Source organism: Aeribacillus sp. FSL M8-0235, from assembly GCF_038000355.1.
Taxonomy (GTDB): Bacteria; Bacillota; Bacilli; order Bacillales; family Aeribacillaceae; genus Aeribacillus; species Aeribacillus composti.
Window position 1 is genome coordinate 2,259,637 of record NZ_JBBOBW010000001.1, and the last position, 13,506, is coordinate 2,273,142.

Consider the following 13,506-nt stretch of genomic DNA (forward strand, 5'->3'; position numbering starts at 1 on the left):
TCCAGGTTTAATATATAAGCTTGTCCAAAAGGAGCAAAAAATGTTTAAAGGTGAAAAAACGGCAATAGTATGCCGTTTTAAAAAAATCTTGTTGAAATATTATAACACAATGTACAAGCTGAAAGGGAGAAAGATTTTTTCCTATTTATTCCTTCCAACAATTTCAACTTCCGTTTCCATTTTGATTTGGAATTGCTCGTAAATCGTATTTTTTACAAAATCGATGAGGGCCAGAACATCTGAAGCTGTTGCATTGTCTTCATTGACAATAAAATTCCCGTGCATCTCTGATATTTTTGCGCCTCCGATTTTGTAGCCTTTTAAGCCGGCTTTTTCAATGAGCTGACCAGCATAATGAGGAAGGGGGTTTCGGAAAATGCTTCCTGCGCAAGGGTGGTTCCAAGGTTGTGTTTCACGGCGATATTCTTTATTTTTTTGCATCGTCGATACGATGCTGTCTCTATCTCCTTTTTTTAATTGAAATACCGCTTCTAAACATATTCCCGGGCGCTTTTTTTGCAAGATGGAGCTGCGGTATGAAAATTCCATTTCTTCATTGGAAAGCCATTCTAATGTCCCATCTGCAAACAAAATATGCGCCTTTTTGAGAACATTTGAAATATCCGAGCCGTGCGCACCCGCATTCATATAGACCGCACCGCCTACAGATCCGGGAATGCCGCTGGCAAATTCTAAACCAGACAATCCTTTTCGGCTGATCAATGTTGACAGGCTGACTAATGAATAGCCTCCCCCCACTGTGATCTCCTCATCTTGAATGGTTAAATGGCTGATGCCGTTCCCTAATTTAATTACGACCCCGGCAATTCCTTCATCTAAAACAAGTAAATTGGATCCTCTCCCTATTACGCGCCAATCTGCATGATGCTTTTTGATGATTTCCATTGTTTTCATTAAGCCTTCAATGCTTTTTGGCTCGACAAACACATCTGCCGGTCCGCCGACTTTCATCGTTGTATGTTTTTTTAACGGCTCATTCTCAAGCACTTTTCCTATATCAGCTCGAATTAACTCTTCCAACAGCTGCTTCACATGTATCCCCCCATTTTCAAATCTTGTTATTAGCAGCGGCAAGTTCGTTCATGACTTGATAAAGCCTTTTGGCTGCATCACGAACTCCCAGTTCAAAAGAAGCTTCGCTCATGCTCTTCAACGTTTCCGGATTCAGTAAAATTTGATCGATCAACGTTAACAAACGATGCCCTGTTAAATTTTGTTCAAGCAATAAAACGGCAGCGTTTCTTTCACTGAGTGTTCGGGCATTTGCTTCTTGATGATTGGCTGTAACATACGGGCTTGGAATTAATATGCTTGGAAGACCAAGCGCTGTTATTTCCGCTAAAGTCGTAGCACCTGCTCTTGATACGATTAAATCAACTGCTGCCAGCACATCCGGCATTTGGTGGATAAACGGTTTGATAATAATATTTTTCAGCCGGCCGCAATCACCTATTTGTTCCATTATTTGCTTGTAATGAACCTCACCGGTGACATAAACAATTTGATACGGCTTTTTCGATAATTCGTCAAGGATGCTGAGGACAGATTCATTAATCGGTCTTGCCCCGCGGCTTCCTCCAAAGATGAGCACGGATTTTACATTCTCTGTTAAATTTAAAGATGATTTACCTTTTGCCCGATCGCCGCCAATCACTTCCTGCGCGCGAGGATTTCCTGTTAGAACAACTTTTTCTTCCGGAAAAAATTTTTTGGAGCTTTCAAAAGAAATGGCGACTTTATCAACATATTTTGCTAAAAATTTATTAGTCAAACCAGGCACGCTGTTTTGTTCGTGGATGATTGTCGGTATTCCGAGTCTGTTGGCCGCATAAACGACTGGTCCCGAAACATATCCTCCAGTCCCAATTACAACATCCGCCTGAAACTCTTTTAGCAGCTTTTTGCAGATGGCGAAGCTGTTGAAAAATCGATAAACTGTTTTAACATTATCAAACGACAGCTTTCGTTTAAAACCGCTAATTTTAATCGCTTTAAACGGGATCCCTTCCCGTGCCACAATCTCTTTTTCCAGTCCATTTTCCGTCCCAATATATAAAAAATTGGCATGAGGGTCATATTTTTTCACTTCTTTTATGAAAGCAAGCGCAGGATAAATATGACCGCCGGTTCCTCCTCCACTTACGACAATGTTCATTCAAAAAGCCCCCCTGAAATGTTAGAAACTTTTTATAAAACAGTTAAAAGAGGCTGAGCAAACAAGCCGAAAAGCCCCTTTTTTTCCATATTTATCCGGATTGGAAAGCTTAATATTTTGCATATCGGCTAATATTTAAAAGCACCCCGATTGCCATCAGCATTAACGTCAGTGACGATCCTCCATAGCTTAAAAACGGAAGGGTGATGCCCGTTACAGGCATTAATCCTGTGACAACCCCGATATTGATCATCACTTGAATCGCAACCATTGCAACAATGCCGACAGCTAGCAAGCTGCCGAATAAATCAGGCGCGTTCAACGCGATTAAAATTCCCCGCCAAAGCAAAAGAGAGAATAATAAAAGCACAAGAGAACCGCCTATAAACCCCAATTCTTCCGCAACGATCGCAAAAATAAAATCTGTTTGTGGCTCGGGCAAATAAAAAAACTTTTGTCTGCTTTGACCCAATCCTAATCCGAAAAGGCCTCCAGGGCCAATTGCATAAAGCGATTGAATAATTTGAAACCCGCTCCCAAGCGGATCCTCCCATGGATTGAGGAACGAAGTGATCCTTTTCATACGATAAGGAGCTGATAACACAAGAGCGGTAAAACCGAGTGCACCTATCAATCCCAGTCCGATAAAATGGCTAATTTTCGCTCCTGCTGCAAAGATCATGACGACACATGCTCCCATCATCACCGTTGCTGTTCCTAAATCCGGCTGAAGCATAATGATCCCAAATGCTAAAAAGACTAATCCTAAGGACGGGAAAAGCCCTTTTTTAATGGTTGTTACAAATTTTTGATTTTCGGACAAAAATTTAGCCAGAAAGGCGATCATCGCTAGCTTCATAAACTCAGAAGGCTGAATGGAAAATGCCCCGACACCGATCCAGCTTCTGGAGCCATTTCGTACAACGCCAATTCCAGGAATCAACACGGCAATCAGCAAAACGAAGCATACGATTAAAAGCACCTTTGCCCACGTTCTCCATGTCCAATAGTCTATATTCATAAAAAAGAACATGGCAACAATGCCCAAGGCGGCAAACAGCAGCTGCCGCTTTGCAAAAAAGAATGCATCGTCAAATTTATACGTTGCCCATATGGCGCTTGCGCTATATACCATGATTAACCCGATCGAAAGCAGCAAAATAGTGATCAAAATTAAAACGAAATCTGGAGATTTGCTTTTTGTCGACACGCCGAACACCCCATCTTTTTTAAGCTTAAGGGTACGAGCCCTTATTTTAGCTTATGCACGGCGTTTATGAAAATGTCTCCTCTCTCTTCGAATGTTTTATATTGATCCCAGCTAGCACAGGCCGGAGAGAGCAAAATGACATCACCTATGTCCGATATGCGAAACGCCGCAAAGACTGCTTGTTCCACATTATCGACATGTTCTATCAGTTCTATTCCAGCCTTCTTTGCAGCCTTCTTTATTTTTGGGGCAGTTTGTCCAAAGGTGATGACTGCTTTCACATGTTTGAGATACGGGATTAATTCATCAAACTCATTCCCCCGGTCAAGCCCTCCGGCCAACAATACAACAGGGGATGAAAAAGCTTCCAGCGCTTTTGTTGTTGCCAAAATATTCGTGGCTTTCGAATCGTTATAAAATTTTCTTCCTGAAACTTCGCCGACATATTGCAGGCGATGCTTTACACCTGAAAACGATGCCAGCACCTTTTGAATCGCTTTGTTTCCAACATTTTTCGCCTTTACTGCACAAATAGCGGCCAAAATATTTTCTAAGTTATGCTTGCCGACAAGAGCGATATCTTTTATATCAATAATTTTTTCACCATCATACCAAATGGATTCATTTTGGATATAAGCACCATTTGATACTTCCTTATTGGTTGAAAAATAAATTTTCTTTCCGTTTGACAGTTCAGACAGACGCACAACATCTTGATCATCCGAATTGATAACCGCAACCGATTGGTCATCTTGGTTTGAAAAAATTTTCCCTTTCGCTTGCATGTAGTTTTCGCGAGTTCCATGATAGTCTAGATGGGCATCAAAAATATTTAACAAGACTGCGACTGAAGGTTTAAAATGAATGGTCCCTAAAAGCTGAAACGAGGATACCTCCATAACTACAATATGTTCCTTTGTCGCTTCCTGCACAACTTCACAGGCTACATTTCCGATATTTCCTGCCAGCAGCGGCTGTTTTCCATCTGCCTTCAGCATTTCGTATATTAAAGTTGTCGTCGTCGTTTTTCCATTCGATCCAGTTATCGCAATAATTTCCGCTTCAGAAATTTGATACGCAAGCTCGACTTCGGTTATAACGGGAATATTTTGGCTCGCTGCTTTTTGTACGATTGGGTTTGTGTATGGAATGCCTGGATTTTTTACAACAATATCAATATTATGCTCCTCGAGCAATTGTTCCGGATGTTCTCCTAAAATAAGTTTGATCCCTAAACTTTCAAGTTCTTTTACATCATCATTTGCTTCGTATGGTTTCATGTCGTTTACGGTAACACGAGCACCTAGTTTATGCAATAATTTAGCGGCTCTCAAGCCGCTTTTCGCCAAACCTAATACGAGAACGTTTTGATCGACATACATTTGTACATTTTTCAATTATAACCACACCTCGATGATAATTCCTAGTATTGCAAAAAGCAAACCCATCGCCCAGAATGTCACGACGACTTTCCATTCCGACCATCCGTTTAATTCATAGTGATGATGGAGCGGGCTCATTTTAAACACTCTTTTTCCAGTCATTTTAAAGGAAATTACTTGAATAATGACTGATAATGTTTCAATAACAAACACGCCGCCAATCACTATAAGCAAAATTTCTAATTTTGTCAAAATGGCTACAGCGACAATCGCTCCTCCTAAAGCCAATGAGCCAGTATCTCCCATGAACACTTTTGCAGGGTGAGCGTTGAACACTAAAAAGCCTAATACGGAACCGACCACTGCAACACTAAAGATGGCGATATCATATTGACTATTGTTCCATGCCAATACAGCAAATGCTCCGAAAGCAATTGCAGCGCAGCCGGACAACAATCCATCGAGACCGTCGGTCAAATTGACGGCATTTGAGCCGCCTACAAGCATAAACAAAATAAGAACGGGGTAGAGCCAGCCAAGATCAAAAGAAAGTTCCGTCCCCGGCAATCGAATTTCTGTAGAGAACTCAAATTGATTTAAAACAAAATAAAAAATAACCGCAACAATGATTTGACCGATTAATTTTTGTTTTGAAGTCAGCCCGAGATTTCTTTTTAACACCACTTTAATCATATCGTCTAAAAATCCGAGGAGTCCGTAACCGATCGTTACAAACAACAGCAAAAACGTTTCGATCCCCGGTTCCGAAAATTTATTGGTCATGACAATAGTGGTGATGATGATGGATAAAATAATCATGACTCCGCCCATCGTCGGAGTTCCGGATTTTTTTTGGTGGGATTTTGGTCCTTCATCCCGAATACTTTGGCCAAATTTCAGCCTTCTTAAAAATGGAATAAAAATGGGAGAAAGTAATACACTGATTAAAAAGCCCATTAAGATGGTAAAAAGCACGACTTGTTCTAGCATTGATACTTCCTCCTCCCACCAAAACCAACATTTGCCTTTATATCCATATGATTATTGATGTTAAACCATTCCAATTTCATAACAAATCCTCTTCCTGCTTGATTATTTATTCTCTTTCAATTGAATAGCGCGAATAGCCACTTTTCGATCATCGAAGTCAAATTTTTTGTCCCCGATTTGTTGGTATGTTTCATGGCCTTTTCCTGCAATGACGACGACATCTCCTTCTTCTGCATTGCTGATTGCAAATTGGATGGCTTCCTCTCGATCGACAATTGAATGAAAAGGTTCCCCGTCGACACCAGCTGTCATATCTTTTAATATTTGATGCGGATCTTCATTTCTAGGGTTGTCGGAAGTAAAAATTGGAATGTCCGCCCACTGAACAGCAATTTTCGCCATAAGCGGACGCTTCGTTCGATCGCGGTCTCCTCCGCAGCCAACGACTAAAATGACTCTCTTTTTGGCAAACTCCTTCACCGTTTTCAATAAATTGTCCAAGCTGTCTGGTGTGTGAGCATAGTCAATAATGACGGAAAAATTTTGTCCGCAATCTACTAACTCAAATCGGCCGCGCACACCTTCCATCGATTCGACCGCTTCGATGATCTTTTCGATCTCAACACCTGAAACTAAAGAGGCCGCAATAGCAGCAAGAACATTATAAACGCTGAATTTCCCGACTAATTTCATTTGTACAGGAAATGTACCTTCAGGAGTAACGAGGAGAAAAGAAGTCCCGCTTGCATTCATTTTCAAATCTTTCGCCATAATCTCACATTCGTTTTCAATTCCATATGTAACGATATGGGAAGAAGTCATATGTCTGTAATAGTCAGAGGCTGGATCATCACCATTTAAAATAGAAAATTTTGGATGTTCATGGTCGTATTTATTTCCGAGCTGAGCAAACAATAATCCTTTTGCATTTCGATATTCTTCCATTGTTTGGTGATAGTCTAAATGGTCTTGGGTGAGATTCGTAAATACCGCAACATCAAAATCACAGCCGTGGACTCGTCCCATATGGAGCGCATGTGAGGAAACCTCCATACTGGCGTGGGTCACGTTCTCCTCGATCATCTTTTTAAATGTTTTTTGCAGGGTTAAGCTGTCAGGCGTTGTATTTTTTACTTCGTATTGTTGATCATTTATTTTTGTATACATTGTTCCGATTAAACCGGTTTTATAGCCGGCATTGCGAAAAATATGATCAATTAGATGGGTCGTAGTCGTTTTTCCGTTCGTGCCCGTAACACCGATGAGGTGAAGCTTATGTGTTGGCTGGTCATAAAAATAATCAGCCAGAACAGCCATTGCCCGTTTCGTGTCCTTTACGACAATTACCGGGATATTATCCGGCAGATGGTTTAGCGGTTTTTCTGATAACAGAGCGGCTGCGCCTTTTTTTACTGCTTCTAAAGCAAACTCATGACCGTCTACCGTAAAGCCTTTGATGCAAATAAATAAGCTGCCTTCCTTCACAGCGCGCGAATCCATTTCCAATGAAGTAATCTCAGGATTTCCATTCCCATACCGTTTATAATGTTGTAGAGCGGTGAGAATTGCATCTAATTTCATAACGATAATCCTTTCTCAAAAAAACATTCTCCATTATTTTATCTTAGCTTAAAATGTGCGACAAGGGCTTTTCAAAAGCAGTTGTTTCAAAAAGCCCTTTTTTAGAAAATTATTCGTCTGTTGCCGCCTCGTCCCCTAATAAAATTCGTACAGTAGATCCTTCTTTTACCTTTACGCCTGCTTTTGGCGATTGTTCAACGACTACCTTGCCGTCGCCGTTTACATCAAGTTTTAAATTTATAAGCTGCTGGGCCAGCTCCTGTTTTGAGAGTCCTAAAACGTCCGGCACTGTAACGAACTTTTCATCCAGCCAAGTTTCCTTTTTTTCCATTTGCTTCGTTCTAGGCTTCACACCGAGCTCTCGGAGACTGTCTTTTATGACTGTTCCTACAATGGGTGCGGCGACAACACCGCCAAATTGCACCGTTCCCTTCGGATTGTCAACTGCGACATAAACAACTATATGAGGGTTGTCTGCAGGTGCAAATCCAATAAACGATACAATATGATTGTTTGTCAAATATCCTCCGCCGGGTGCAGCTTTTTGCGCAGTCCCCGTTTTTCCTCCGACCCGGTACCCCTCAACAAACGCTCCTCTTCCAGTTCCTTTTGCAACGACACTTTCAAGAGCAGCACGAATTTGTTTGGATGTTTCCTCGGAAATAACGCGTCTTTTTGCCTCAGGAGTCTTTCTTGATACAACATCTCCTGTATCCGGGTCGATCCATTCTTTTGCGATATTCGGCGTATATAAAATACCGCCGTTGATTGCGGCTGAAACAGCGGCCACTTGCTGGATCGGCGTTACAGAGACCCCTTGGCCGAACGCTGTGGTTGCAAGCTCAACAGGTCCAACTTGACTTTGACGAAACAGGATGCCGCTTCCTTCACCCGATAAATCAATCCCCGTTTTTTCACCGAAGCCAAATTTTTTAATATATTCAAACAAAGTCGATGTTCCCAGCCTTTGTCCAAGTTCAACAAATCCCGGGTTGCATGAATTTTGAACAACTTCAAGAAACGTTTGATCTCCGTGGCCGCCTTTTTTCCAACATCTTAATGTCGCACCGGCAACTTTTACATAACCTGGGTCGTGAAAATGCTCTCTATAAAGATCAACTTTATTTTCTTCAAGAGCGGCAGCTAACGTGATAATTTTAAATGTCGATCCAGGTTCATACGTGCTCCAGATCGGCAAATTTCGGTTATATACTTTCGGATCGACATGTTGATATTTTGTCGGATCAAATGTCGGTCTTGATGCCATGCCTAAAATTTCCCCGTTGTTCGGATTCATAGCAATGGCAATCATTCCGTCCGGATTGTATTTCAATTCGGCAATGTCCAATTCCCTTTCAATGATCGATTGAATTTTTGCATCAATCGTCAGCTTTAAATTCAAGCCGTCCACAGGAGGCATATATTCCTCCACTTCATTTGGCATTCTTTTTCCTTTGGCATCAGAATAAAATTTAACATATCCTTTTTGCCCTTTCAATTGCCGATCATAATATAATTCAAGCCCGCTTAGCCCTTGGTTGTCGATCCCTGTAAAGCCTAAAACGTGCGCTAAAAGTCTTTTATACGGATAATACCTTTTGGAATCCTCCGCAATGTAAACGCCTTTTAAATTTAAACTGCGTATTTCTTGCGCTTTTTCGTCAGATATTTTCCGTCCTTCTGGATGAACACGGACAATCATTTCTTTTTTCGTTACATATTGATAAGCTTTTTCCGTCGGCATATTTAAGACAGAAGCAAGCTTTTGTGCCGTTTCTGCTGGATTTTCGACCTGCCGGGGAATGATAAAAACGCTCGGAGCACTGACATTTGTCGCAAGCTTCTCCCCATTCCTGTCCACGATTTCTCCCCGCTTTGGTTCAAAAGGGATATTTCGGCTCCATAAATCTTTGGCAAGAGAGGTTAATTGCCCTCCTAACACAAATTGTACATATCCTAGTCTTACTTCAATCACGGCAAAAATTAAAAAACCTGCCAATAGGACGAAAACGAGCCGTTTTCTGACTGTTACATTTGAAACGCGCATATATCTGATAACTCCCCTCATGTAGGTTCGCTATCAAAATATATGCCTCGTCCATTTAATATAGAACAAGCTTCAAGCGGAAGCAGGCGCCCGCTTGCCGAAAAGCTCGCAGATCTTTTTTTTTCAAAAGCGGGTGTTCCTCTACTTAGGTTTTTTCAGCTTAATAATCAATTGATCTCCTTTTCGAATTTCAGTGCCTGGTTTAATATTTTGTGCGTTAACATATCCGCTTCCTTCATATTTCAGCTCAAGATCCATGATGGAACACAGCTTCATCACATCTCGCAAAGACCATCCAGTAATGTTCGGCATTTTCACAGTACCATCTGTTAAAAGAAAAACTTTTTCTCTATCGATCACCTGTGAGGTCGAGCTTGGATATTGGGAGGTGACTGTGCCCCCGCCGCCTAGTACGATTGGTTGAATTTGCTGTTTTTCGAGCTGTTGAACGGCTTGTTGAACCGGCTGGCCTTTATATTCAGGCAGTAAAACTCCGACTTCTTTTTCATTTTTAACATTTTTTTCTTCCTTCGCAGCAGCAGTCGTCGGTTCAATTTTTAAATATTCAAGACTATTTTTCATCACTGATTTAAAAATCATGGAAACAGGAGCTGCACCTGTTTCTGTCGGCTTCAACTTCGGCTGCTGAACAGCAATGTAAACAATGAGCTCTGGATTTTCTTTTGGAGCCATCCCTAAAAAGGAAAATACATAATTTTCCCGGCCCGTTAAATAACGCCCTCCTTCTCCGGCTATTTGAGCTGTCCCAGTCTTCCCGGCGATGTGATACCCCGGTATTTGAAAAGGTTTCCCTGTTCCATGTTCAGATGTCACAACAGTTTCTAAAATGTCAAGCGTTTTCGCAGCAGTTTCTTTTGTGATTGGTTCGCCTTCTACCGATGGTTCCGTCTTCTTTAGCACTCGATTTGTGTCAGGGTCTACAATTTTATCGATGACATAAGGCTTCATCATCTTCCCATCGTTGGCAATAGCTGTTGCAGCTTGTACGAGCTGGATTGGTGTGAAAGCTGACGCTTGTCCAAATGCAGTCGAAATTTTATCTCTCTCCCATTTATAGTTCAACTTGCTGTTCTCTTCGTTCGGCAAATCAATACCCGTTTTCTCTAAAAACCCAAAACGATTTAAATATTGATAAAACCGCTCAAGCCCAATCTTTTTATGCGCTAATATGGCGAAACCGACATTGGATGACCGCTGAACAGCTTCATCAAACGTAATGGTGCCCCATCCGACATTGTTATGATCGTATATAGGACTTGCGCCTTTTACTTTATACATCCCGGACTTATATTTTTCGTTGCCGTTATAAACCCCTTCATTGACCGCAGCAGCTAATGTAAAAATTTTCATTGTCGAACCAGGCTCAAAACGGTAAGAAACAGCGTCATTGTAAAAATTTTGAATATCACGCTCGTTTGGATCAAAGCTTGGCCGCTGAGACATCGCTAAAATTTTCCCCGTTTTTGGGTCTGCGACAATTCCGATCATTTTCGTCGGCTGATATTGTTTTTCAGCTTCATTTAACGCATCTTCCAAAAACGTTTGAATTTTTTGGTCAATTGTTAAATAAACGTCGGCTCCGTTATTCGGCGTAACAATTTTGTCTTTGCTGCCCGGCAGCTTGTAGCCGCTTCGGTCGCTTTCATATATCACATATCCGTCTGTTTCCTGCAAATATTTATCTAAGCTTTTTTCTATCCCCAGCTGCCCGGTTGTTTTTCCTGTCTTTTCATCTTGCTTGGCGTAGCCAATCACATATGATGCAAATTTTCCGTTTGGATAAAAACGTTTTGTATCGCGAATAAAACCGATGCCGGGCAATTTAAGCTTTTCAATTTGCTGTTTTTTCGCAAAGCTGATGTTCCTTCCTTTTTCTCCGAATTCGACCTGAAATTTGTCTTTTTTCAAAATAGCTTCTATTTCTTTCTGTTTCATTCCAAGAATGGGAGCTAATTTTTCTGCCGTTTCTTCAGGATCGACAACATGATTCGGATGGTCGGGATCCGTTGTCATTTTTTCATCCAATACAGCTACTAATGTATAGGTAACAGTATCTTCAGCGAGCACGTTTCCTTTTTGATCCAATATTTGGCCGCGGCGGGCTTCAAGCATGCGCTTTTTTTCATATTTTTCTTTTGCCTTAACAGCTAGCACTTGACCATCGACAGTTCCTGTCGCTTGAATGTAGAAAAACCTCCCAAATAAGATAAAAAAGAGCAGAACAAATATTACGGATAATATTGCTGCTCCCCGATTCATATTTTTGCTTTTCTTCATCCCAATCAGTCCTGTATGCCTTTTACTTTGCTTGGATCTAATGTGAAGCCTAAGTCTTTAGCAATTTTATAAATTCTTTCAGGTCTTTTCAATTCATCGACCTGAAGGTTTAAATCACTGTTGATTTTTTCCTGATTTTCAATTTTAGCTTCGATTTTCTGCATTTCTATATTTGCTTGATACAATTTCACACTATTTGAGATAATCCAAATGGAGCATACCAGCATCAAAAATAAAAAAACAACAAATAACAGTTTCTCGCCTAATGTAATGGAGGATCTTTTTCGTTTAACAACGAGGGGTTGTTTTGCATGCTTCTTTTCTTCTTGTCGCCTTTCTTGAATTTTGACAGCTAAATTGCTCATAGAAAACCTCCTATTTTTTAATCTTTTCTGCTATACGAAGTTTAGCGGATCTCGCCCTTCGATTTTCTTCAATTTCTTTTTCCGACGGCACGATCGGTTTTTTTGTTATAATTTTGATTTCTGGCAGCATTTCGTTGGGAATTATCGGTATGTTGCGCGGAATTTCTGCTTGGCTGGCAGCTTTTCTAAACGCCAGTTTGCAAATTCGATCTTCTAAAGAATGGAACGTAATGACACATATCCGCCCTTCTGGAGCTAACAGTTCAATTGCCTGACTAACCGCGCTTTCAAAAGCGGAAAGCTCGTCATTGACGGCAATTCTAATTGCTTGAAAGATGCGTTTGGCAGGATGCCCGCCTTTTCTTCTAGCGGCGGAAGGAATGGCCTCTTTTATAATTTCCGTCAGCTCGCCAGTTGTTTGAATGGTCTTTTTTTTGCGGGCAAGTTCAATTTTTCGAGCAATTTGCTTTGAAAATTTTTCTTCTCCGTATTGAAAAAAAATTTTTACAAGCTTTTCATAGGGCCAGGTGTTGACAATGGTAAAAGCGGAAAGCTCTTGGTTTTGATCCATTCTCATATCAAGAGGAGCGTCATATTGATAGCTGAAGCCTCGTTCCGGTGTGTCCAGCTGAGGCGAAGATACTCCCAAATCAAACAAAATCCCGTCTACTTTATGAATATCCCTAGAGAAAAGCTCTTCTTTTAAATGTTTAAAATTGCTTTTGATGATGGTTACTTTATCTTGGAAGGGCTTGAGTTTTTCCTTCGCAAAAGCAATTGCAGCTTCATCTTGGTCAAAGGCGTATAAATGTCCAGTTGTCAGCCTTTTAGCAATTTGTTCGCTATGGCCTGCCCCTCCTAATGTGCAATCAACATAAATTCCGTCCTCTTTTATTCGTAAACCTTCAATCGCTTCATCCAGCAAAACTGTCTTATGTACAAACAATATCCAGCACCTCGTTTCCAACGGAAGAAGTTTTGATCATGGATAGGATGAACATCAAATATCAAAATCAATCATGTTTTCTGCAATTTCTTCAAATGATTCTTCTTGTTCAGCCACGTATTGCTCCCAATTTTGTTTGCTCCAAATTTCTATCCGACTGGAAACGCCGATGACGACGCATTCTTTTTCCAATTTCGCGTAAGCAAGAAGTGGAGCCGCAATGTTAATCCGTCCTTGCTTGTCCATTTCACATTCAATAGCGCCGGAAAAGAAAAATCGTGTAAAAGCTCGGGCATCTTTTTTTGTTAATGGGAGAGCTTTCAGTTTCTCTTCAATCACTTTCCATTCGCTGAGGGGATATCCAAACAAGCATTGATCAAGACCTCTCGTGAGAACAAACTTCTCGCCAAGGCCTTCCCTGAATTTTGCGGGTACGATCAATCTTCCTTTTGAATCGATCGTATGTTGGTATTCTCCCATAAACATCACGTTGGCCCCACTTTCATTTCTT

The 13,506-nt window shown here is 41.0% G+C and carries 11 protein-coding genes; all 11 read right to left on the reverse strand.

What is annotated here, in order from left to right; genetic code table 11:
- Window positions 1-141 precede the first annotated feature (141 nt).
- The 11 genes from murB to mraZ all read right to left on the reverse strand — a co-directional run bounded on the left by murB (window position 142) and on the right by mraZ (window position 13,481).
- On the reverse strand, window positions 142-1,053 hold the full coding sequence (gene murB, locus NSQ71_RS10860; RefSeq protein ID WP_339192967.1) for a UDP-N-acetylmuramate dehydrogenase: 912 nt from the start codon (window positions 1,051-1,053) through the stop codon (window positions 142-144).
- Window positions 1,054-1,069: 16 nt separating this feature from the next.
- Complete coding sequence (gene murG / locus NSQ71_RS10865; protein WP_339192968.1) at window positions 1,070-2,176, reverse strand: undecaprenyldiphospho-muramoylpentapeptide beta-N-acetylglucosaminyltransferase; 1,107 nt, start codon at window positions 2,174-2,176, stop codon at window positions 1,070-1,072.
- 109 nt (window positions 2,177-2,285) lie between these two features.
- Window positions 2,286-3,386 (reverse strand): stage V sporulation protein E, encoded by a 1,101-nt coding sequence (spoVE, locus tag NSQ71_RS10870; RefSeq protein ID WP_339192969.1) that lies wholly within the window; start codon window positions 3,384-3,386, stop codon window positions 2,286-2,288.
- Window positions 3,387-3,427: 41 nt separating this feature from the next.
- Window positions 3,428-4,783: a UDP-N-acetylmuramoyl-L-alanine--D-glutamate ligase gene (murD, locus tag NSQ71_RS10875; protein WP_445684690.1), complete on the reverse strand. Its 1,356-nt coding sequence runs from the start codon at window positions 4,781-4,783 to the stop codon at window positions 3,428-3,430.
- Entirely contained in the window at window positions 4,784-5,758 is a 975-nt protein-coding gene (mraY, locus tag NSQ71_RS10880) for a phospho-N-acetylmuramoyl-pentapeptide-transferase (protein ID WP_339192971.1), read from the reverse strand.
- Window positions 5,759-5,860: 102 nt separating this feature from the next.
- Entirely contained in the window at window positions 5,861-7,339 is a 1,479-nt protein-coding gene (locus tag NSQ71_RS10885) for a UDP-N-acetylmuramoyl-L-alanyl-D-glutamate--2,6-diaminopimelate ligase (RefSeq protein ID WP_339192972.1), read from the reverse strand.
- 109 nt (window positions 7,340-7,448) lie between these two features.
- The gene (locus NSQ71_RS10890) at window positions 7,449-9,386 is read right to left on the reverse strand and encodes a stage V sporulation protein D (RefSeq protein WP_339192973.1); all 1,938 of its coding nucleotides are present in this window, start codon (window positions 9,384-9,386) and stop codon (window positions 7,449-7,451) included.
- 141 nt (window positions 9,387-9,527) lie between these two features.
- Window positions 9,528-11,684 carry a penicillin-binding protein gene (locus tag NSQ71_RS10895; RefSeq protein WP_339192974.1) on the reverse strand — a complete coding sequence of 719 codons (2,157 nt, stop codon included), beginning with the start codon at window positions 11,682-11,684 and terminating at the stop codon, window positions 9,528-9,530.
- 5 nt (window positions 11,685-11,689) lie between these two features.
- Window positions 11,690-12,049 carry a cell division protein FtsL gene (gene ftsL, locus NSQ71_RS10900; protein ID WP_130156250.1) on the reverse strand — a complete coding sequence of 120 codons (360 nt, stop codon included), beginning with the start codon at window positions 12,047-12,049 and terminating at the stop codon, window positions 11,690-11,692.
- Between the two features lie 10 nt (window positions 12,050-12,059).
- Window positions 12,060-12,995, reverse strand: coding sequence for a 16S rRNA (cytosine(1402)-N(4))-methyltransferase RsmH (rsmH, locus tag NSQ71_RS10905; RefSeq protein ID WP_339192975.1), 936 nt, complete (start codon window positions 12,993-12,995; stop codon window positions 12,060-12,062).
- Between the two features lie 54 nt (window positions 12,996-13,049).
- On the reverse strand, window positions 13,050-13,481 hold the full coding sequence (gene mraZ, locus NSQ71_RS10910; protein ID WP_063388503.1) for a division/cell wall cluster transcriptional repressor MraZ: 432 nt from the start codon (window positions 13,479-13,481) through the stop codon (window positions 13,050-13,052).
- Between the last annotated feature and the right edge of the window lie 25 nt (window positions 13,482-13,506).